At 40.2% G+C, this 22,199-nt stretch carries 17 protein-coding genes and 2 tRNA genes; 9 read left to right on the top strand and 10 right to left on the bottom strand.

What is annotated here, in order from left to right:
* Positions 1-48 precede the first annotated feature (48 nt).
* From ABFX33_RS12390 to ABFX33_RS12380, 3 genes are all read right to left on the bottom strand, one after another.
* Positions 49-1,557, bottom strand: a complete 1,509-nt coding sequence (locus ABFX33_RS12390) for a carbon-nitrogen hydrolase family protein (RefSeq protein ID WP_120258088.1) — start codon at positions 1,555-1,557, stop codon at positions 49-51.
* A 151-nt stretch (positions 1,558-1,708) separates the two neighbouring features.
* Positions 1,709-2,050 carry a DUF3467 domain-containing protein gene (locus tag ABFX33_RS12385; protein ID WP_120258089.1) on the bottom strand — a complete coding sequence of 114 codons (342 nt, stop codon included), beginning with the start codon at positions 2,048-2,050 and terminating at the stop codon, positions 1,709-1,711.
* Positions 2,051-2,086: 36 nt separating this feature from the next.
* On the bottom strand, positions 2,087-3,205 hold the full coding sequence (locus ABFX33_RS12380) for a M42 family metallopeptidase (protein WP_346086294.1): 1,119 nt from the start codon (positions 3,203-3,205) through the stop codon (positions 2,087-2,089).
* Positions 3,206-3,367: 162 nt separating this feature from the next.
* Here ABFX33_RS12380 and lgt point away from each other — a divergent pair, with 162 nt between their 5' ends.
* From lgt to ABFX33_RS12360, 4 genes are all read left to right on the top strand, one after another.
* Positions 3,368-4,183: a prolipoprotein diacylglyceryl transferase gene (gene lgt, locus ABFX33_RS12375; protein ID WP_346086293.1), complete on the top strand. Its 816-nt coding sequence runs from the start codon at positions 3,368-3,370 to the stop codon at positions 4,181-4,183.
* A 659-nt stretch (positions 4,184-4,842) separates the two neighbouring features.
* Complete coding sequence (gene trpB, locus ABFX33_RS12370) at positions 4,843-6,033, top strand: tryptophan synthase subunit beta (RefSeq protein ID WP_346086292.1); 1,191 nt, start codon at positions 4,843-4,845, stop codon at positions 6,031-6,033.
* A gap of 118 nt (positions 6,034-6,151) precedes the next feature.
* Positions 6,152-6,694, top strand: coding sequence for a L,D-transpeptidase family protein (locus ABFX33_RS12365; protein ID WP_346086291.1), 543 nt, complete (start codon positions 6,152-6,154; stop codon positions 6,692-6,694).
* A 162-nt stretch (positions 6,695-6,856) separates the two neighbouring features.
* Positions 6,857-7,429, top strand: a complete 573-nt coding sequence (locus ABFX33_RS12360; protein WP_120258092.1) for a helix-turn-helix domain-containing protein — start codon at positions 6,857-6,859, stop codon at positions 7,427-7,429.
* A 90-nt stretch (positions 7,430-7,519) separates the two neighbouring features.
* On the opposite strand, the gene ABFX33_RS12355 is transcribed toward ABFX33_RS12360, so the two are convergent.
* The 7 genes from ABFX33_RS12355 to ABFX33_RS12325 form a co-directional block, all read right to left on the bottom strand.
* Positions 7,520-9,700 (bottom strand): DUF4954 family protein, encoded by a 2,181-nt coding sequence (locus tag ABFX33_RS12355; RefSeq protein ID WP_257089881.1) that lies wholly within the window; start codon positions 9,698-9,700, stop codon positions 7,520-7,522.
* A gap of 8 nt (positions 9,701-9,708) precedes the next feature.
* Entirely contained in the window at positions 9,709-11,550 is a 1,842-nt protein-coding gene (glmS, locus tag ABFX33_RS12350; protein WP_346086290.1) for a glutamine--fructose-6-phosphate transaminase (isomerizing), read from the bottom strand.
* Between the two features lie 150 nt (positions 11,551-11,700).
* Positions 11,701-14,841, bottom strand: coding sequence for an efflux RND transporter permease subunit (locus tag ABFX33_RS12345; protein WP_346086289.1), 3,141 nt, complete (start codon positions 14,839-14,841; stop codon positions 11,701-11,703).
* Between the two features lie 65 nt (positions 14,842-14,906).
* On the bottom strand, positions 14,907-15,962 hold the full coding sequence (locus tag ABFX33_RS12340) for an efflux RND transporter periplasmic adaptor subunit (protein WP_346086288.1): 1,056 nt from the start codon (positions 15,960-15,962) through the stop codon (positions 14,907-14,909).
* A 14-nt stretch (positions 15,963-15,976) separates the two neighbouring features.
* Positions 15,977-17,293 (bottom strand): TolC family protein, encoded by a 1,317-nt coding sequence (locus ABFX33_RS12335; RefSeq protein ID WP_346086287.1) that lies wholly within the window; start codon positions 17,291-17,293, stop codon positions 15,977-15,979.
* A gap of 28 nt (positions 17,294-17,321) precedes the next feature.
* Positions 17,322-17,921, bottom strand: coding sequence for a TetR/AcrR family transcriptional regulator (locus ABFX33_RS12330; protein WP_346086286.1), 600 nt, complete (start codon positions 17,919-17,921; stop codon positions 17,322-17,324).
* 172 nt (positions 17,922-18,093) lie between these two features.
* A complete protein-coding gene (locus ABFX33_RS12325; RefSeq protein WP_120258099.1) occupies positions 18,094-18,765 on the bottom strand; it encodes an NUDIX hydrolase in 672 nt (223 codons plus the stop codon).
* Positions 18,766-18,950: 185 nt separating this feature from the next.
* On the opposite strand from ABFX33_RS12325, the gene pfkA reads away from it, so the two are divergent.
* The 5 genes from pfkA to ABFX33_RS12300 all read left to right on the top strand — a co-directional run bounded on the left by pfkA (position 18,951) and on the right by ABFX33_RS12300 (position 22,174).
* On the top strand, positions 18,951-19,928 hold the full coding sequence (pfkA, locus tag ABFX33_RS12320) for a 6-phosphofructokinase (RefSeq protein ID WP_410528652.1): 978 nt from the start codon (positions 18,951-18,953) through the stop codon (positions 19,926-19,928).
* 18 nt (positions 19,929-19,946) lie between these two features.
* On the top strand, positions 19,947-20,798 hold the full coding sequence (locus ABFX33_RS12315) for a hypothetical protein (protein WP_257089875.1): 852 nt from the start codon (positions 19,947-19,949) through the stop codon (positions 20,796-20,798).
* Between the two features lie 4 nt (positions 20,799-20,802).
* Positions 20,803-21,801, top strand: coding sequence for a type I glyceraldehyde-3-phosphate dehydrogenase (gene gap / locus ABFX33_RS12310; protein ID WP_120258102.1), 999 nt, complete (start codon positions 20,803-20,805; stop codon positions 21,799-21,801).
* A 175-nt stretch (positions 21,802-21,976) separates the two neighbouring features.
* A tRNA-Phe gene (locus ABFX33_RS12305) sits at positions 21,977-22,049 on the top strand.
* Positions 22,050-22,101: 52 nt separating this feature from the next.
* A tRNA-Gly gene (locus ABFX33_RS12300) sits at positions 22,102-22,174 on the top strand.
* Positions 22,175-22,199 lie beyond the last annotated feature (25 nt).

Raw genomic sequence — 22,199 nt, 5'->3', positions numbered from 1 at the left:
ATAATTAAAGCTAAGCATATTTTGAAGCGCATCAAAAATACAGCGTAATTATTTCAAAAGTTTTACTTCATATAGGTCTTTGCGTCGATCTTTTTTGACTTTTACAGTACCATATTCATGTAGATCACGTAATGCATAAAGATCCACATCCGCGATCAGCACCATTTCTGCATTGGGGGTTGCTTCGGCTTTGATTGCATTATTTGGAAATGCAAAATCTGATGGCGTAAAGACCGCGGATTGCGAATATTGAATATCCATATTATTGACGCGTGGCAGGTTACCCACAGACCCCGCAATGGCCACATAACATTCGTTTTCAATGGCACGAGCTTGTGCACAGGTTCTGACCCGAATATAGCCATTCTGTGTATCGGTCATAAAAGGTACAAATAGGATCTGCATTCCCTGATCGGCCAGAATGCGGCTCAGCTCCGGAAACTCTACGTCATAGCAGATCAACAGGCCAACTTTACCACAGTCTGTATCAAATACCTTTACCTCACTTCCGCCCACCATGCCATAATATTTAAATTCATTTGGTGTAATATGAATTTTCTTAAATTCATCCAGCTTACCATTTCGATGACAGAGGTAAGAAACATTATAAAGCTTCTTATTTTCCATCAGTGGCATAGATCCGGCAATAATATTCACATTATAGGAAACTGCAAACTGCTGGATACGATCAATAATATCGGAAGTATGCTGTGCCAATCTTTCCATCGCCAATCGTTCGGGAAGGTCATTATAGGGGCTCATTAGCGGTGTGTTAAAAAACTCCGGAAACATGATGAAATCTGTTCCATAATCACTAACGGTATCCACAAAGAATTCGATCTGGTCATAGAAAGCTTCAATATTATCAAATAAGCGCATCTGCCACTGCACCAGTCCTAGACGAATGGTTTGTTTTGTTGTCGAAATCGAACGGGTCTCCGATTCATAATAAATATTATTCCATTCCAGTAAGGTCGCAAATTCCATCGACTCAGCATCCTCCGGCAAATAATGTTTCAGGATCTTTTTGACATGAAAATCATTGGAAAGTTGAAATGTCAGTGTCGGATCATAGATCTCCTTGCGTTTTACCTTCTCAATATAAACCCTTGGACTCATTTTGTCCGCGTAATTATGGTAGTTGGGAATCCGGCCACCAGCGACAATACATTTTAAGTTCATCTGTTCACACAGTTCTTTCCGCGCATCATATAGACGACGTCCTAAGCGCAATGCACGATGTTCTGGATGTACAAATACTTCAATACCATACAAAGTATCACCGTCATCACTATGTTTGGTAAATTTACCATCATCAATAATATCATAATAACTGTCATAGATATTATTCTTTTTAGAATTGAGGATAATAGATAAGGCACAGGCAACGACTTGGCCATCTATCTCCACACACAATTGTCCTTCAGGAAATATTTCAATCAAATCCTGAATATTTTCCCTTGACCAGGTCTCCCCCACGCCATCATAAGCTTGCTCCATTGATTTCTTCAAACCAACATAATCTTTCTTTGTCAAGTTGCGCACTTGAATATCCATATAAATCTCCTTTTGAAATAAGTTTTCCTAAAAATAGCAAAAGTCGGGCCCAAGCCCAAACATCAGGGTAGTATAATACCCACAAATGGAGACAAAAAAAGGCGCCAATTGTTTTATTGGCGCCTTAATTATCGATAGATTATGCTATTGACTATGCTTGACCTTGAGGAGTTCCGAAAGGAAATGCTACTGTTGGATCACCACCTTGTTGTGGTTGTTCAGCAACACCCATATCCATTTTAATCGGACCGTTCAATGCTTCGAAACGATTCACGTTATCAACCAATGCACCTAACAAGCGTTTTGCGTGCTCTGGAGTCAAAACGATTCTTGATTTCACTTTTGCTTTTGGCACTCCTGGCATCACACGGATAAAGTCAACCACAAATTCTGTATTAGAGTGAGTGATAATCGCAAGATTTGAGTAGATTCCTTCTGCTACTTCTTCTGTCAACTCGATGCTCAATTCGTTTTGATTTTGGTTATTTTCCATAATAATTCTAAATGTAAGTTAATATAATCCTAAATTTTATTTTGTAAATGTTCTAAAGTCCTGTCCATCCTCGATATTCAACAATGTTTGATAGATCAAACGGATCACATTGTCAACATCTTCTTTATGCACCATCTCAACCGTTGTATGCATATAACGCAACGGCAAAGAAATCAACGCTGAAGGCACACCACCATTGCTGTATGCAAAAGCATCTGTATCTGTCCCCGTGTAACGTGAACATGCCTGACGTTGGAATGGGATATTGTTCTCCTCAGCAACTTTAACCAACAGTTTATTCAAATTGACCTGAACTGCTGGCGCATAAGACAATACCGGACCTTTTCCGGAGAATAAATCTCCTTGTGTGATCTTGTTGATCATCGGCGTCTGGGTATCGTGTGTCACATCTGTCACAATGGCAACATTCGGTTTTATACGGTCTGCAATCATTTCAGCACCACGCAAACCAATCTCTTCCTGCACCGAATTTACGATATATAATCCAAATGGCAATTTCTTTTTATTCTCTTTTAACAGGCGTGCAACCTCAGCAATCATAAAGCCTCCTGCACGATTATCCAGGGCCCGTCCGATATAGTAACGGTCATTTAAGATTGAGAAAGTGTCTTCATAGGTAATCACACAACCCACATGTACACCCAAGGCTTCTACCTCTTCTTTGCTGCTGCATCCACAATCCAAAAAGATATTTTTCAACGAAGGATTCTCTTCTTTCTCCCCCGAACGTGTATGAATGGCGGGCCAGCCAAATACTGCTTTCACGATTCCTTTTTCTGTATGAATGTTCACGCGTTTGGAAGGTGCAATCTGATGATCAGAACCACCATTACGCACCACGTAGATCAATCCATCCTTTGTAATGTAATTAACAAACCAGGAGATTTCATCGGCGTGTGCTTCGATCACTACTTTATAACTTGCTTTGGGGTTGATAACACCAACTGCGGTACCATAATTATCCACGAATGTTTCGTCCACATAAGGTTTCAGATAATCCAGCCATAAACGTTGACCTTCCCATTCAAAACCTGTGGGAGAAGCGTTGTTTATATATTTTTCAAAAAATGAAAGCGACTCTTTTGTTACGACCGCAGTCGTTTTCTGTTCTTTTTTCTTATTCTTTTCAGCCATCTTTTCCTTTTCTATTTACTTTCGTCAAAATATGAAAATTTCAATGAAATGCAAAAGTAAAAATGTTTTTTGGAATATTCCTTTTACATTTAACTTTGATTTTATTGAAAAATAAGATTAAACCTTATCTTTACCATGGTAATTTAAACAGACATAAAATATATGAATTCAATACTAAGTGCTATACATTGGAATATTGATCCCGAGATGTTCAACCTTGGCGCGTTTGCCCTCCGTTACTACGCCTTATGTTGGCTCCTCGCTTTTTTTGTTTCCTATGTCATTATGTTGCGTATTTTCAAAAAAGAAGGCCGCACACAAGAACAACTGGATCAACTTTCCATCTATATCTTCCTCGGCACGTTGATTGGCGCACGACTTGGTCATTGTCTGTTCTACGATTTTGACTATTATAAAGACCATATTCTAGAAATTTTCCTTCCTTTCAAATGGGATAAAAACGGATTTCAGGTCACAGGTTTCGCCGGATTAGCTTCTCATGGTGGGGCTATCGGTATCCTCACGGCACTTTACCTCTTCTGCCGCAAAACAAAAACAGACTTTTTATGGTTGGCAGACCGATTGGTTGTGGTCGTTCCTATTGCTGGTGCACTGATCCGTATCGGAAATTTTTTCAATTCTGAGATGGTCGGTACCCCTACAGATTTACCTTGGGCAATCATTTTTGACCGTCATGACAACATCCCTCGCCATCCAGGTCAGCTCTATGAAGCCATCGCTTATATTATCATCTTTATTATTATCGGCTCCCTATTCAAGTCAAACCCGAATCGTCAAAAAGGAAAATTATTCGGCATTTTTATGGTCTTGTTATTTGGTGCACGGATGGTATTGGAACATTTTAAAATTGATCAGGAAGATTTTGAACAAAGCATGCTACTCAATATGGGGCAATTGCTGAGTATACCTTTTATTTTGGTGGGGATCTATTTTATTTTCCGCAAACCAAAAGCGTAAAACAGGCTATAATCGACTATTGTTCGCAAAACACCTCTTTCACAAGGCACCTTTTATGAGAAAGGTGCCTTTTTTTATAGTCCTATTCGAAAGCTAAATTTGCTTCGTCAATGCTTCGGTTTCTGCTTGACCACAGTAGCAACCTGCTCCTGCACAGCGTCACATCTTGGTCGCCATGAAACCGTACTGAGTCCACCATGAATCCGTGTTGAGTCCGTGTTAGACACGGATTAAGTGTAGACTGATATTGTTTGCACCATGCTCAAACCTGCTTCTAGGGGCGAATCAGGGCCGAATCAGTCTCAGATAAGGTACAAACAATTGTCAAATAACGCTTGGAACACGGACTCTATAAACTAATTATATATAATTAAAAATAATAAGCATACATTTATATAACAATACAATTCTTTTGAATAGAAATAAAATACACAAAACACGTATTATTTAGCTTTTTCTATACAAATAGATAGTATATAAGTCTTGCTAATTATATTGAAATTCCTAAAATCGTTGTGAAGGGAATGAACCTGATTCAACTATCTACATCCAACTCATAAACATATTTTGTTGTTTTTTATCCAAAACCTACAAAGATTACTATATTTAGGCTTCTTTTATTATCAAACATTTTTACAACAAGAAAACTTAAGCCTAAAATGAGTCTAGAAAAGTGTGCATCTGTCGAAGCGAACGAAAACATGCTTCAATACAATGGTAAATATGGTGAGTATGGCGGATCTTTTATCCCACCTGTTCTGGAAAGTCAGTTAAACAAGTTAGCTGAATTTTTCGATAGCCATGTACAGAAAGAAGAATTCCAAAAAGAATTTATTTCCATCCTTAAACACTATGTAGGACGTCCATCACCTTTGTATTTTGCAAAGAACCTAAGTGAATATGTTGGTTCCAGAATCTATCTAAAGCGGGAGGATCTAAACCATACGGGTTCACACAAAATAAACAATTGCATTGGTCAGATTTTATTGGCCAAACAAATGGGTGCTACCGAGATCATAGCTGAAACCGGTGCAGGGCAACATGGTGTTGCAACAGCCACAGCGGCGGCATTGTTAAATATCCCCTGTAAGGTATTTATGGGAGAGATTGATGCTGCCCGTCAGGCATTGAACGTAAAACGGATGGAACTATTGGGCGCTCAGGTTGTCACAACAAACCTCGGAAGCCGTACACTTAAAGACGCCGTTGACGCAGCATTGATGTACTATGTCGAAAACCCTTCTTCCTATTACCTTTTGGGTTCACATGTCGGACCACATCCCTACCCAAAAATGGTTGGATATTTTCAGAGCGTTATCGGGAAAGAAGCCAGACAACAGATTCTTGAACAAGAAGGACGTCTTCCAGATAGTATCTTTGCCTGTGTAGGCGGTGGATCAAATGCCATTGGATTATTTTCAGGTTTCCTAGAAGATCAGGAAGTTGAAATCAATGGTGGCGAAGGTGGTGGTTCGGGAACCTACCCTAAAACAGCCGCTACCCTATCTTTTGGTAACCCCACTGTATTCCAGGGCACATATTCCTATTGCCTGGTTGACGATGCGGGCAACCCAATTCCTTCTACTTCGGTATCTGCAGGACTGGACTATCCGGGTATATCACCCCAACATGCAGATTTAAAGGACAGCAATAGAGCAAACTATTACCCAGTAACAGATGATGAAGCCATCGCAGCGTATAAACTGCTTTCAAAATTAGAGGGAATTATTCCGGCAATCGAATCGTCACATGCTGTTGCATTGGCCATTAAGCTGCTAAAAGACAAAAATAAGCTTGCTATCGTCAATCTATCCGGACGTGGCGACAAGGATGTGGATCGTGAATTTTAACAACTGACCATTTCAAATAACAATACAAAGTCCCTTTTGCAGGGACTTTGTATCTTACATTGACGCGGATCAGACAGCTGTCAAATACACAAAACGATATATAAATAACATAGATCCTATGAAGCGAAGCAAGAGTCCAGGCAACTGGCTAAAAGTAGGTATTGTCGTATTGCTCCTATCCATTTTGGCGCTGACAGTCTACAACCTCTATCCGGAATCCCGTTTATCAAAAAATGCTGTAATCGACAGGCTTGTGGTGTATAAGTCCAAACGGACCTTATTGGCTTATGCGCGGGGGAAATTACTCAAATCCTACCAGGTCTCACTCGGTGGACAGCCCGTAGGCGCAAAAGAGATTGAGGGTGACCTAAAAACTCCCGAAGGATTATATTATATCAACGATAAGAATCAATACAGTGACTACCATAAAAACTTAGGGGTCTCCTATCCCAATGAAAAGGATGTTGCCCATGCCAAAACTCTAGGGAAAACTGCCGGTGGTGACATCAAAATTCATGGGCTGCGAAACGGAATGGGCTTTATTGGTAAACTACAACGTTGTGTAGACTGGACCTTAGGCTGTATGGCATTGACCAACACAGAAATTGATGAGCTCTACCGCGCTGTTCCTATAGGCACCCCTATTGAGATTAATCCATAGTGTCAACGCCGCACATTTTAGCCATCTAAAACTACTGCATCTCGATCATGCGATTTTACTGCACCAAAACTCTACAACATATGCCCCAAATCTTACAACAGAATGTCCGATTAATTTGCGATTTTTGGGTTTAGATTTGTAACTTGTATTAAAAAAAATCGAATGAAGCTCGCAATAAAGAATATGGTATGCAATAGATGCATCATGGTTGTCGAAAATGAATTGGCCAAGCTTAATCTTCACATTAAACATATTTCTTTAGGACAGGTCGAAATTGAAGAAACGTTAAACAGAGAACAGTCTGCTCAATTGGCCGAGAGCTTTTCCGCCCTTGGCTTTGAATTGATCGACGACAAGCGGACAGTACTTATTGAACAGGTCAAACATTTGGTGCTGGATCTAATCCGCAACCAAAACAACAACACCAATCTCAATTTATCGGAAATAATAAGTAATCAGATTTATCACGATTACAACTATATTTCGAATCTATTTTCGGATGTCGAAGGCATGACGATTGAGAAATATTTCATCAGCCAGAAAATCGAATATGTCAAGGAGTTACTGGTCTATGATGAACTGACTCTAAGCGAGATCGCCTATCAACTGAATTACTCCAGTGTTGCTTATTTAAGCAATCAGTTCAAAAAAGTAACTGGGCTGACACCAAGTCATTTTAAGCATATCAAAGAAAATAAACGGAAACCCTTGGATAAGATTCAAGATGCTGGATAAACTTTCCTGCATATATGCGTAGAACCGATCAGATCGCTATCTGGTACCTAAAGATAAAAAAGAAAAGGCTTCCGAGCGGAAGCCTTTCTTTTAAAATTGCCCTTTCAAATTAGCAACCCTTATTTTAAATATCTCTAATTCTTCCTGTTGTTGATTGATAAAGGAGTTTTCTGTCAACTTCCCGACGACTATATCGCGTTCCTCATCATTGGCATACACCATATTCTTGAACGGATTTTTGTAATCTTTAGCGCGGGATTTATAGATCTGCTCGCCTATCCAGATTCGGTGTCCCAAAGCCTGATCCAACAAAGATACAATTTTATCTCTGGATATTTCCATACCTTCCAAAGTCAAAATTTCAATCAGTGACAATAAGGCATGCTTTCGTTTATCTAATGGATAATCCTTGCTACGCTCATGATAAAACTCATGAATATCATCCCAGGAGTCTATTTTTTTGGACTTGATATCATCCAGAAAAACCTGCAATGCAGTACTTTCTATAAGCTGTCCACCGATATTTTCCCAGTTTGTCCGTTGTTCGCCAGCAAGGCTCTCGATGATATCATCGAGTGATCGACCTTCCTCCAATGCATCCATCAGGTGCAAAACACCATAATACTTGATGAATGAGCGATAAAGATGATAGGCCTCGCCAACTTTTTGAATCACTGTAGGTCGGCGCGAATTCTCTGCTCCGGATAAAACAATGGTCTTATCTTTTAGATCAATATTATTGGCAAGTAAGGCACGCCCAGCCACAATACGCTCCTCCCGTGTCTTATCCTCTTCCTGTTGAAGGCTTTCCGATACCGCAAAAGCAAGTGTTTCCATTCCAGAAAACATCTCATTGACCGTATCAGGAGCCAACATATCGTACTCAAAATATTGATTTTTAAAATGCCTATTGTCTCGTGCTTCGTACTTATTGGCATTACGTACCAAGGCGTACATATTATACATAAACCAATACCCTGGAATAAGTACAAGCCTATCATGCTGTACATCGTTACTTACCAGCGTAAAAGGCAATTGGATATCCAACTCATGTAAAAAATCGCCCTTGACAATTAAACAGTAAGAGGCAAATCTCGAGTTGTGTTTGAGGCTCACGCATAAGCCCGGCCAAAAACCACGCCCTGCAATAATCTCACCATCAGCTGCCCTGGAATTATGGTTTGACCCAACGGTAGCCCCAGCAGCCATATTACTTTGTCCCATCACCAATGCAGCACATAGGAAAGAATTATTATGGTGTTGTTCATGCGCTGGAAAAATGAGGGAATTGAGCACTTCACAGCAGGATATCGTCGAATTATCACCCAGATAAGAATTGATCAACCTTGCACCATATTTCAGCTGCGAATAAGAGGCCAAAATAAAACGTACCGCTTTGACTCCATAGAATATACGGCAACCGTAGCCAATGATCCCATTGACCAGCTCACAGCCCTCACCAATTTGCGTATAGGATTCCTGTGAAGAGTTAACCGTTACGTTCTTAAGCTTATTCACCCCTTTGATGTAGGCATCGGTACCGATCTTAACATTCTTGATCGTGAACGTATTTTTGATAACGCAGCGATCACCGATCTGGCTATAATATCCACGTTGTGTGCCAAATTTTTGGTCGGTCAGTTCTTCAAAACGATGTTGTAACGCCCGATCATGACGATTTCGTGTCCACAGATAGACATCTGCCGCCTGCATTCCATCAAAAGGATACACCGAGCGGGCACCATTTTCATTGCAGAGCTCCAATTGAATACGTTTGCCCGATTCTTCACCGTCCCGCAGAATTCCGTTCCCAAATTTAGCGGTGCTGCCCGTCTCCATCTCTTTGATTTGACTCAACAGCACTTCATTACCCACAATAAAATAGGATAAATAGCCCACATGATGTACAGCCACATCATCGCCAAAATCCGAACTGATAATAGTCGAATGATATAAGCCGATGGGAAGTTGTAGATTGCGGTATTCCAAATAGCTCGGGCTGAGATTTCCAATACGCACCAAACCATAGAATTTACATCCTTGGATTTGCTTGGGATCAAAAATTGCGGATACCTTGACTTTAGACCAGTCACTGGACCAATTGCCATTGGCGATCAGCTCCTGAACCTCATTTACTGTAAGGTCACGGTAATCATTGCGTGGATTCTGCTGAAAACGCAGGGTATACTCATCCTGCCCTTCCTGAAGAAATTCACTTGGGATAAAATCATATCCCAAATGCTCCAAAGGTCTTTTCTTTAATACACTCATGCGCCTCCTTATTCTACTGTGACAGATTTGGCGAGATTACGAGGTTTGTCAACATCTAAGCCTAACTCCACACCAATATAATAAGACAATAACTGCAAAGGAACAACAGAGATTAAAGGCGCAATAATCTCATCTGCCTCCGGAATTTCCATAAAGTCATCCGACAGCCCTTCGGAAACGGCGTCACCTCTGGTAACTACAGAAATAATCTTGCCCTTCCTTGCTTTTATCTCCTGGATATTGGAAACAATCTTTTCATGATAGGCATCCTTGGTTGCCACGAAAACAACAGGCAAGTTCTCATCGACCAAAGCAATAGGGCCATGTTTCATTTCCGCTGCAGGATAACCTTCGGCATGAATATAAGAGATCTCTTTTAGCTTTAGTGCACCTTCCAGTGCAACAGGGAAGTTATACCCTCTACCAAGAAATAAGAAATCCCTTGCGTCTTTATATTTTTTTGCAATTTGTTGGATTTTTTCGATCTGTGTATCCAAGATCCACTGTACTTTCTCAGGAACTTCGTGCAATTCCTCTGATAGTTCCAGAAAACGTTCTTCAGAAATTGATCCTTTTAGGGCTGCAATTTTTAATGCGATCAGGTTTAGAACCGTTAGCTGTGCGGTAAAAGCTTTGGTACTTGCCACCCCGATTTCAGGTCCGGCATGCGTATAAGCACCTGCATCAGAAAGACGTGCGATGGAAGATCCCACAACATTAACCACGCCTAGAATGATTGCACCTTGTTTTTTCGCATTTTCCAGCGCCACCAATGTATCGGCAGTCTCACCACTTTGTGAGATGGCTAAAATTACATCTCCAGGATGGATCACAGGATTGCGGTAGCGGAACTCCGAAGCATACTCCACCTCAACATTGATGCGGCATAGTTCTTCGATGACATATTCGGCAATCAAGCCAGCATGCCAACTCGTACCACAGGCAACAATGACAATCCGATTGGTGCCGCTGATTTCATTCGCGTACTTCTCAATTCCGCTCAGAATAATTTGCTTCGCCTGCAGATCCAGACGACCGCGCATTGAATCGTAGATCGTATGTGGCTGTTCGAAGATCTCCTTTAGCATAAAGTGATCGTAACCACCTTTTTCAATAGCGGATAACTCCAGATCCAATTTTTGGATGTACGGTGTAATCCGCTCATTTCCCAAATTCTTGAGGATTAGTTCATCGGGTGTGATAATCGCGAGTTCATAGTCATTGATGTAAACAACTTCTTTGGTATAAGCTAACATCGGTGAAGCATCTGAACCCAAGAAATGCTCATTTTTACCTATTCCAATAACCAAGGGACTTCCCTTTCTAGCGGCAATAATCCGATCTGGATGACCAGCTTCCAATACAAGGATCACATAGGCACCCACCACCCTTTTTAAAGCAATACGGATTGCTTCTTCTAGGGAGCATTCATTTTGTGATTGGATCTCTTCGATAAAGTTAACAAGTACTTCAGTATCCGTATCACTTTTGAATTGGTAACCTTTATTAATTAATTCTGATTTTAGGGAAGCATAGTTTTCAATGATACCATTATGGATCATCGCGATACGTCCACTGTTTGAATAATGTGGATGGGCATTGCGGTCAGAAGGTTCACCATGGGTGGCCCAACGTGTATGCCCTATTCCTGTTGTTGACTGGAGATCTTGACCGTAAACGAATTCTTCTAGATTCACTACTTTTCCGGTCTTTTTGTAAACATCAACCTGTTCACCTTTGTGCAGCGCCACTCCAGCACTGTCATAGCCACGGTATTCTAATTTTTTCAATCCATCAATGACGATACTATACGCCTGACGGTAACCTGTGTATCCTACAATTCCACACATGCTTGTCTCAATTTTAAGTATATATATTTTGTTAATGCGCCGCAATGTAATAAAAAATATTTACGCAATCGATTGATTAACCTAAAATTAACACAAAAAGAAAGGAGACCAATGACTTAGCCTCCTTTCTTTTGTAAAATTGATTTATGTTTAATGTTCTGCTACATCAACATGATCATACTCCTCTACAATCAATGCATCATAGTCCTTCTTCTTCTTGTTGCCAAAGCGGTCAAAGATCGAATATACCACCGGCACGACAACGAGCGTCAAGAATAGCGACGACAATAGACCACCGATGATAACGATTGCCAGACCTCTGTTCATATCCGCACCATCGCCTGTAGCAATGGCAATCGGAATCATACCGAATACCATGGCAATTGTCGTCATCAAGATCGGACGAAGACGGGCATGGTTAGCAGCGACCAGTGCGTCGTGAGTGCTATCACCAGCTTCTTTCCGGTGGTTTGCAAAATCGACTAGCATGATCGCATTCTTGGCCACCAAACCAATCAGCATGATAATACCCAAAATGGTAAAGATATTCAACGTCTGATTACCCAATGCGAGGAACAACAAAGCACCGATAAACGACAATGGAATGGAGAACAATACCACAAAAGGTGTGATAAAGCTATCATATAGCGCCACCATCACAAGGTATACCAAGATAATTGAGGCCAATAATGCAATTCCCAATGTTCCGAAACCTTCCGACTGATTTTCCATGTTACCACCCCAAATGAAGACAATTCCGGGTTTGCGTGGCAGTTTCTCAAATTGAGCCTGCCATTCCTGTGCCACGGTACCCATTGGTCTACCGATTGCCTGCCCCTGAATAGATACCGCTGGAGATTTATCGCGACGCTCCAATAAGGTAGGTCCTGAACCATAAGAAACTGTTGCAAATTGTTCCAATGAAATTGAAGCACCTTTGTTATTGATAAATTTCAAATCGCGAACATTGTCGATGCTCGCACGACCACTTTCTGTATAACGGATATTGATATCATACTCATTATCACCCGCTCTATATTTATTGTCTGTATTTCCAGAAAAGGCAGTCTGCATCGTCATACCGACTGTCGATACGTTCAATCCCAAAGACGTCATCTTATCACGGTCAATTTTCACATTAATCTCAGGGTTACCAGCTTCAGAAGTTAACTTCACTCCTGCTGCTCCTGGGATCTTACGCAATTGATCTGCCGCTTTCTCCGCAAATTCCTGTGCATCTTCTACCGAAGAACCGATGATGGTTAATTTCAACGGCGCCTGCTCAGCCCCCATGATACCGACATTCACGGTTTTAATCTTCGCACCGATCAGCTTGTTTTCCAGCTCACGCTTTAAAGTCGCAGAATACACCTGAGAATTACCTTCAAAATTTTCCTTATCCATGATAACGTGGATTTCGGATTTATAACGTGAGCCTGTTGTCGAAGCCATACCATCCGAAGACTGTCCTACAGTGGTGATGATCTCTTTGACATCCGGCTTAGATTTGATATAAGCTTCAGCCTTTTGCGTCAATAAGTTGGTCTTCTCCAAAGAAGCATCTTTGTCCAATTCCAATTGGATGAAAAATTCCTTACGGTCTATTCCAGGGAAGAAGTCCGAACCGATGTAACCTTTGACCACAAGCATAAAAGAAGCAACCAATAAGCCTACTGCTAGTCCCAGTGTTGCCAATTTATTCATCCGGCTTTTTAATGCCCAAACCAACAATCCAGATACCCAATGTGTAAAAGCTGTCAAACCACTTTCAAATCCATGGATTATACGTCCGAAGAAAGAAGTTTTGCTTAAATGCTCCAGTTTTCCGAAACGGGAATATAACCAAGGAACAACTGTAAATGAAACCAGCAAGGACAGCAAAGTAGAAATAATTACGGTCACACAAAACTGAGCGAGGATGTTTGCCACCAAACCGGTAGACATCGCAATCGGCAAGAACACCACCACGATAACTAAGGTAATCGCCGTTACGGTAAAACCGATTTCCGAAGCCCCATCAAATGCTGCACGCACTTTATTTTTCCCCATCTCCATGTGACGGTGGATATTTTCGATAACAACGATCGCATCATCCACCAGAATACCGACAACCAGTGATAATCCCAATAAAGACATCAGATTTAGGGTATAGCCCATCAGCAGCAATCCAATAAATGTCGCAATCAATGATAATGGAATAGCAACCATGGTAATCGCAGCATTACGCAAACTTTGCAAGAAGAACAACATGATAAAACCTACCAAGGCAATCGCAATCATCAAGTCATGGATTACGTTATTGGCAGCATTCAATGTAAAATCAGAAGAGTCATTTGCGACAAGAATCTTGATCTTGTTGCTTGCATAATCTTTTTCCACCTGTCCAATTGTCTTTTTAACACCTTCAGATACGGCTACTGCATTGGCATCCGATTGCTTAAAGACCTGTAACAAGATGGTGTTCTGACGATCCAAACGGGCCACTTTCTCGATTTCCTTGATTCCGTCCTGCACATCAGCGATATCGCGTAAATATATCTGTACACCTGCTGGTGTCGTAATCGGTAGATTACGCAATTCTTCAATTGATGTTACTTTACCCGCCAAACGGATTGTTGTTCTGTTGTCGCGTGTGCTTACGTTACCAGTAGGAAAATCAAGATTTGAAGAGGCAACAGTCTGTTGTACCTGAGCGATTGTTAAGCCATAACCTTCAATTTTCTTAGGATCCACAGAAATCTGAATTTCACGTTCCTCGCCCCCAATCATATCCACTTTGGCTACCCCATTGATCCGCGCAAAAACTGGCTGGATCTTGTTGTCCAACAAGTCATACAATTCTTTCTCAGATAAATTAGATGTTACTGCTAGACTCATAATCGCAACATCATCCAAAGAGAATTTGGACAATGATGGTGTTTTCACATCATCGGGTAGATCGTTGACAACCGCATTGATCTTCCGTTGCGCATCCGTAAGCAGAAAGTTGACATCAGCCCCGTTATTTAAGGTAATCATCACAATGGATACACCTTCCAGCGAAGTCGACTCTACTTTCTTAATACTCTCCAGCGAGGAAATTGCATCCTCAATTTTTTTAGTCACCGAGCTTTCTACTTCGGAGGGTGATGCCCCTGGGTAGACCGTCTGCACCGTGATTACGTTGATCTCAAATTTAGGGACTAACTCGTACCCCAATTGAGTATAGGAAAACAACCCACCTAATGTCAGTATTATAAATAATACGATAATTATACTGGGACGTTTTATCGATATTTCGGTAATTTTCATTAGAATTATTTGTTTTTAATGGTAATGAAACCACGACTTCATTTGCTACTGTTTTTCAGTATACATTATTTAATAATTTCAACAGGGCTCTGATCAAACAAGTTGATTTGACCTGAAACAATCACTTGATCGCCATTTTGCAGCCCCCCCAAGATTTCAATGTAATCGCCAAAATTTCTTCCGGATTTCACATTGGTTTCGATTGCTTTACCATTTTTAAGAACGAATATTTTATTATCACTCACACTACCGACAAATGCATTGCGAGGTACGATCAATGTATTACTGGCGGCCCCTTCTCCAAACATTGCTGTGCCATACATACCGGCACGCAATTGGTTCGATGAGTTATTGACTTCAATTTCTACCGGAAAATTCAAGCTTCCGTCAGATTTAGGAGCAATAAACGTCACCTTACCTGTGAATCTTTGGTCTGCATATACACTTGCTGATACATCAACAGACTGGCCTACTCGTAACGTAGCCACATTTTTCTCATCAACATTGACGCGTAATTTTAAGGTACCAACATTAACGATATCAAAAGCCGCAGCGCCAATATTTAAATAAGTTCCAGGTTCAATTTTACGTGCATTGACCACACCCGAAACAGATGTCTTGATGGTTACATCACCAGCATTCAATTTTGATGCTCTTAAATTATTCTTAGCATTTTCAAATTGCAATTTCACCTGATCCAGCTGTTGTTTGGTAACACCACCAGTAGAAAAAGCACTTTCAAAGCGATGTAAGTCGGCCTGTGCATTCGTAAATGCGGCTTGCGCATTAGCTACATTTACATTCAGCTTGTCACCTTCAATAATTGCCAGGGTTTGTCCAGCACTTACATGGGAACCTTCGTCGACCAATACTTTCACAACTCTACCCGCAGTCTCTGCAGATACAGTGACCTCTTGCTTTGGCGCAAAAGTTCCATTAGCGGTGTAACGTAGGTCCATTGAGCTTACTTTTGCCGTATCAATACGGACCGCAATTGCCGCATTTGTTTTCGCAACCTCAGCCGTTTCCGCTTCGTTTTTCTTTTTATTTTTATTTAACACAAAAAATATTCCTGCAAGACCAGCAGCAATAATAAGTAGGGTAATAATTCCGCGTTTCATATTGTATTAGTCAATTATTCTTTAATTAGTGATTTTAACTCGCCATTCGATTTAATAATCTGTACTTCGGCTACCTTATAGTTCAATAAGCTTGTATTCAAGTTATTTTCTGCATCAGCCAATGCTCTTTCCGCATCCAGCAACTCCGTTAAAGTTGCCAAACCGTTGTTGAAATTGTTTTTTGTATCATCTAGGACACCTTTGGCCAATTTAACATTCCGACGATTGTTGTCGATGGTTAGCAAACTGATCTTAATCTGAGATTTAGCATTTTCTTTTGCCAAACTAAGACCAAGCTTTGTATCTTCTAAATCGACCTGAGCCTGTCTGATCTGGATATCAGCCTGATTGATTCTCGCTTTGGTAGTCCCACCTGTAAATATTGGCACCGAAAGATTAAGGCCGATACTCGAGGTTTTTGGCCAGTTAAAATTACCACCGATCGGAAATCCTTTACCAAAACCATTGAAACCAAAGTCAGCACCCAAGGATAATTTTGGATAAAGATCTGCCACTTTGGATTTCTTGTTCAAGTCATATAGTTCAATCTGCTTCTTCATCAGTTGTACCTCGGTCCGATTCTCAATATTGTCCGATTCCATTGCCAATACCGGATTGATCTCAAAAGTCTCGTTTGACAATTCAATATCCTCTTCTATTGATTTACCAATCGCAAATTTCAGTGCATTTTCCTTGATCTGCACAGCGCTGCTCGTCTGCTGTCTCTGTGCCTCCAGATTGTTTACGTTGACCACAAGACGATCAAGATCGATTTTTTTAGCTAATCCAGCTTTGACAAGTCCCTCTGTTACATCTTTGGTTTTAGTGGTACTTTGTAGGTTATTTTCTATTGTTTGCAGTTTAAGATGTTCCTGGTAGATATCGTAGTAGGCATTAGCTACTTTTTCAATAAGTTGCTCATCTGTTAACTGTGCATTTATCTGATAAAATTCTTTTGTTGTTTTGGCTGCTCTTAACCCTGTAAAAATCGACTGATTAAATAACTGCTGATTGAGCGAAACCATTGCTGCCGAATTCCAGGCTTGGCCCATTTTAGCAGTAATAATCTGATCTCCAAATTCTATTGCCATTTCTGGAATTAACACATTGTGTTTCAGGGAACCATTTGCGGTAATCTGAGGCAATGCACTACCTCTCACCTCATCAATCTGGTATTGTGAGTTTTCGAGATCCAATTTAGCTTTTTTAGCTTCCTTTTTATTCTGCAAAGCAAATTTGATCGCATCACTTAGGCTTAATTGCTGCTGTGCATGACTTTGGAAAACCATCGTACCTAATAAAAGGCTGGCTAGTATTCTGATTGTTTTCATTCCTAATTTATTTGTCCTAATTTTATATCTACTTTTTATTTATACCATTAAAAAACAGCTTAGTAGCCAGTTTTTGTTTCTGTAAAACTTCATCAAAACGATCCTGATTTGGTATTCCAGAAATGATATCGGAAATATTGCACATCAAGGATAAGCTCTTCATCAGTTCCACATAGATTTCCGCTGTTTCATAGAGATGCTCTTCATTGAGCTCCCCCTTCTCTGCGCCTCCCTTAAGTATCTCATAAAGTGCCTGTACGTCACGATTGTGGAGACACTGAAAAAACTCCTGCATCGAAAGCCCTTTAATCCATTCCAGGTTTTCGTTCATATGCAACATATAATACTTGCGTACAAAAGCATCGCGTAATTCCAAAATCTTCATGATCAGATCGTAGGTTGTACCTTTATGCACGGCGACCAACTTCTCTTCCTCTTCCCTGTACTCATCCGTCAAGCGTATAATAACATCCCGTATAAGCGCATTCTTCTCCGAGTAATAATAATATAAATTCGCTTTGGTGATTTTTATATCCTCCGCAATCTCATTCATTGTTGTCTTACTAAAACCATAATGCATAAAGCGTCTTATAGCTGCATCAATGATCTGGTCTTTTCTATCTTCCATTCTTCAAAAAACTCCTTTCTACTTTCTGACTTTTATCAGAAATTGTTCAAAAATATAAAAAGTAACTTCTCGTACAAAATATATTTTGAAATCGCTGTTAATTTGATATTTAGTTGACAACAAAAAAAGGCAAACTTTAGAAGTTTGCCTTTTCTTAATAACTCAGATTTTATTAAAACGCTACAGTATTCTGGAAATGTTTGAGGAATTTTCTTTTGTCCAGTTTATACAACCTTGCCGCCCGATAAGCGACACCCGTTTGGACCTCATCCAACTCCTTTAGAAAGCCATAATTCTGCATTTTCTTTCGAAAATTACGTTTATCCAATGTTTTATTCAAGATACCTTCATACACCAATTGCAATTGGGTCAGGGTAAATTTTTCAGGTAGCAATTCAAAAGCGATCGGTTTGTAGGCCAAACGACGCTGCAATCTTTCCAAACATAAATCCAAAATCTGCTTATGGTCAAATGCCAATTCAGGAACATTTCTAACAGGAAACCATTTCGCCTGCTTCATGTAGTTTGTAACAGGCTTTGTTTTAAGTTTTGTACTATCAAGCTGGACCAAGGCATAGTAAGCCACTGTCAGAATACGTCCTTTTGGGTGCCGTTTCAAGCCCGCAAAAGAATGCAATTGATCCATAAATACATCCTTCAAACCTGTATTTTCATACAAAATTCTCTTTACGGCATCTTCCATCTCTTCGTCATTATCCACGAAGAAGCCTGGCAATGCCCACCAATCCTTAAAAGGATATTCATTTCTTTCAGCCAAAAGAACCTTTAATTCTCCTTCATGAAAGCCTAATATGACGCAGTCTACGGTAAAATTACTATACAAAACTTCTAAATTTATTTATGTGCAATATACTGAGCTAAATTTATTGGCTACTAATCATCGGGTTACCTGTAACAATTATACGCTTCCTAAACGTGATGCGCAAAAAAATAATGAAAAATTTATTCAAAGTGTAGAATATACACTATAAAAATCTTATATTCGTAGAACCTAAAATATAGAGTGTGATAAAAGAAATAAAAAAAATAGGCGTATTAACATCTGGCGGTGACGCCCCCGGCATGAATGCTTGCATTCGTGCAGTTGTCCGTACAGCGCTTCACAAAGGCCTTCAGGTCACTGGAATTTACCAGGGCTATCAGGGTTTGATTGACGCAAATTTCAAAGAAATGGATACCCGCTCTGTGAGCAACATCATACAGCGTGGTGGTACAATACTAAAAACAGCTCGTTGTCTTGAGTTTAAAACAACTGAAGGACGAAAAATCGCATACGACAATTTAAAAGCAGCAGAAATAGATGCGTTGGTGGTTATTGGTGGTGACGGGACTTTTACTGGTGCAAATTTTTTCTCCAAAGAATTTGAGATTCCTATTGTAGGAATCCCCGGAACGATTGACAACGACCTTTACGGATCTGACTATACCATTGGTTATGATACAGCCAACAATACTGTTATTGAGGCCATTGACAAAATCAGGGATACGGCAGCATCACATGAGCGCCTTTTCTTTGTTGAAGTCATGGGTAGAGATTCAGGATGTATTGCATTAAACGCTGGAATTGCCGGTGGTGCAGAAGCGATCTTGCTTCCAGAAAAAGAGACGGCTATAGATGATTTAATCAGCCATTTGGAAGATGGAGCCATCAAAAAGAAATCTTCGTCCATTGTTATTGTCGCAGAAGGTGATCAAAACGGAGGTGCTTATTATGTCGCAAAAAAAGTAAAGGAAAAATTTGATCATTACGACACGAAAGTTAGTATATTAGGGCATTTACAACGTGGTGGATCTCCAACGAGTTTTGACCGCGTGTTGGCTAGTCGATTGGGTTTTGCTGCCGTTAATGAAATTTTGGCAGGAAACACGCGGATCACTGTTGGTCTCCGTGGCAATGAAATCAAAACTACTCCGATCGAAGAAGCAATCAGCAATAAGGAAATTAAACTTAGCCCTGATCTATTGGAAATGGCTGAGATTTTATAATATAAAATAAAGCAGACTATGATAGCAGTAGTATACAGTGGATCTCGATTCTCAGACTGGCGGTTGGCCGATAAAGGCCGGATAACCACTGGATTTCGCATGACTGGCATCAACCCCTATCTCCAGGATGAGCGGTCCATACTACAGCATTTAAATAGAAATACCAATTTGATCAATAATGCCGAAAAAATTAAACGTATTTATTTTTTTGGTGCCGGTTCATCATCAAAAGAACGTAAAGATAAGATCAAAAATGTTTTCGAGCGTTTTTTCGTCAATGCCCGTGTCAAAGTAGACCATGATGTCATTGCTTCGGCCATTTCAACCTTTGGAGATGAAAAAGGGATTGTAGGTATTATCGGAAGTGGATCGAATGCCGCATACTACACCGGAAAGAAAATCATTGAAAACAACTATGGCTTGGGTTACATTCTCGCAGACGAAGGGGCCACAAATTGGAACAGTCAGCAATTGCTGAAGCATTATATGACAGACACGCTTCCGGTCGATCTGAAGGATAAATTGGAAAAAGAATTTACGTTGGACAAGAAAAGTATTTTGGAGAAGGTCTATATTGCACCACAACCAACCAACTTTTTAAATTCATTTACCGATTTTGTACTTGAAAATAAAGATCACCTATTTATCAACCAGCTGATCAAAAACGGACTGCGCATTTTCATTAAAACATACATTAAACCATTAATGAAAGAGTATCCGGATAGCGATGTGAATTTTACAGGTTCGGTAGCTTTCAATTATGAAAACATCCTGCGAGAGGTGGCAACAGAAGAATTTAATATCAGTATTGGCACTGTGGTCAAGGAGCCGATACATAATTTAATTAAATATTATATCAATAAAAATTAAGAATATGAAAATTGGAATTAACGGATTTGGCCGTATTGGTCGTTTAGCATTCAGAGCTGCTATCAATCGTCCAGAAATTGAAATTGTTGGTATCAATGACTTAGTTGAGCCGGATTATATGGCTTATATGTTGAAATACGATTCGACACATGGTAAATTTGACGGTACTGTTGAAGTTAAAGACGGCAACTTGATCGTGAATGGCAAAACAATCCGTGTAACTGCTGAAAAAGATCCAGCAAACTTGAAATGGAATGAAGTAGGTGCTGAAGTAATCATCGAATCTACAGGTTTCTTTTTGACTCAAGAGTTGGCTCAAAAACACATTGATGCAGGTGCGAAAAAAGTTGTTATGTCAGCGCCAGCAAAAGATGACACACCTACATTCGTAATGGGTGTAAACCACAAAGAATTAAAAGCAGATCAACATATCGTTTCAAATGCATCTTGTACAACAAACTGTTTAGCTCCTATCGCTAAAGTATTGAATGATAAATTCGGTATCGTTGAAGGTTTGATGACTACTGTACACGCTGTAACAGCTACTCAAAAAACTGTGGATGGTCCTTCAGTGAAAGACTGGAGAGGTGGCCGTGGTGCTTACCAAAACATCATCCCTTCATCTACAGGTGCTGCTAAAGCTGTAGGTTTGGTTCTTCCTGAATTGAAAGGTAAATTGACAGGTATGTCTTTACGTGTTCCTACTGCTGACGTTTCAGTTGTTGACTTAACAGTACGTTTAAATAAAGGTGCTTCTTACGAAGATATCAAAACTGCTATGAAAGAAGCTTCTGAAGGCGAATTAAAAGGTATCTTGGGTTACACAGAGGATGAGGTTGTTTCTTCAGACTTCTTGGGTGATGCACGTACATCAATCTTTGATGCTAAAGCTGGAATTTCTTTGAATGATAACTTTGTTAAAGTTGTATCTTGGTATGACAACGAGTGGGGTTATTCAAACAAAATCGTTGATTTAGTATTAGAAGTTGGTAAATTATCTTAATAAGATCCACCTCGACAATATCAAAGGGCTATTCAGATCGAATAGCCCTTATTTTTTCCGCTTAGGAATCAGCGGGTTGGCGTTTAAACGCAAAAAAAACCACTTTTGCCTTTTGAATTTCAAATAATCCCTCTATATTTGCAGCATCAATAAGGCAAACAGCTAACATTGAAAAGGTGCCATAGCTCAGTTGGTAGAGCAAAGGACTGAAAATCCTTGTGTCGCTGGTTCGAATCCAGCTGGCACCACCGAAAGAAGCGGAACGCGATGTTCTGTGATACTTTGAAAAATAATTCCAATGCGAAAATAGCTCAGCTGGTAGAGCACAACCTTGCCAAGGTTGGGGTCGCGAGTTCGAATCTCGTTTTTCGCTCACCTGCCTAGGTGGTGGAACTGGT

This window comes from Sphingobacterium ginsenosidimutans (assembly GCF_039536865.1).
GTDB classification, from domain to species: Bacteria; Bacteroidota; Bacteroidia; order Sphingobacteriales; family Sphingobacteriaceae; genus Sphingobacterium; species Sphingobacterium detergens.
This window is presented reverse-complemented; position numbering and strand designations above follow the sequence as displayed.

Excerpts from the sequence above, each read along its gene's own strand:
- ABFX33_RS12390 (WP_120258088.1), bottom strand. The coding sequence starts at position 1,557 with ATGGATATTCAAGTGCGCAACTTGACAAAGAAAGATTATGTTGGTTTG.
- ABFX33_RS12385 (WP_120258089.1), bottom strand. The coding sequence starts at position 2,050 with ATGGAAAATAACCAAAATCAAAACGAATTGAGCATCGAGTTGACAGAA.
- ABFX33_RS12380 (WP_346086294.1), bottom strand. The coding sequence starts at position 3,205 with ATGGCTGAAAAGAATAAGAAAAAAGAACAGAAAACGACTGCGGTCGTA.
- lgt (WP_346086293.1), top strand. The coding sequence starts at position 3,368 with ATGAATTCAATACTAAGTGCTATACATTGGAATATTGATCCCGAGATG.
- trpB (WP_346086292.1), top strand. The coding sequence starts at position 4,843 with ATGAGTCTAGAAAAGTGTGCATCTGTCGAAGCGAACGAAAACATGCTT.
- ABFX33_RS12365 (WP_346086291.1), top strand. The coding sequence starts at position 6,152 with ATGAAGCGAAGCAAGAGTCCAGGCAACTGGCTAAAAGTAGGTATTGTC.
- ABFX33_RS12360 (WP_120258092.1), top strand. The coding sequence starts at position 6,857 with ATGAAGCTCGCAATAAAGAATATGGTATGCAATAGATGCATCATGGTT.
- ABFX33_RS12355 (WP_257089881.1), bottom strand. The coding sequence starts at position 9,700 with ATGAGTGTATTAAAGAAAAGACCTTTGGAGCATTTGGGATATGATTTT.
- glmS (WP_346086290.1), bottom strand. The coding sequence starts at position 11,550 with ATGTGTGGAATTGTAGGATACACAGGTTACCGTCAGGCGTATAGTATC.
- ABFX33_RS12345 (WP_346086289.1), bottom strand. The coding sequence starts at position 14,841 with ATGAAAATTACCGAAATATCGATAAAACGTCCCAGTATAATTATCGTA.
- ABFX33_RS12340 (WP_346086288.1), bottom strand. The coding sequence starts at position 15,962 with ATGAAACGCGGAATTATTACCCTACTTATTATTGCTGCTGGTCTTGCA.
- ABFX33_RS12335 (WP_346086287.1), bottom strand. The coding sequence starts at position 17,293 with ATGAAAACAATCAGAATACTAGCCAGCCTTTTATTAGGTACGATGGTT.
- ABFX33_RS12330 (WP_346086286.1), bottom strand. The coding sequence starts at position 17,921 with ATGGAAGATAGAAAAGACCAGATCATTGATGCAGCTATAAGACGCTTT.
- ABFX33_RS12315 (WP_257089875.1), top strand. The coding sequence starts at position 19,947 with ATGATAGCAGTAGTATACAGTGGATCTCGATTCTCAGACTGGCGGTTG.
- gap (WP_120258102.1), top strand. The coding sequence starts at position 20,803 with ATGAAAATTGGAATTAACGGATTTGGCCGTATTGGTCGTTTAGCATTC.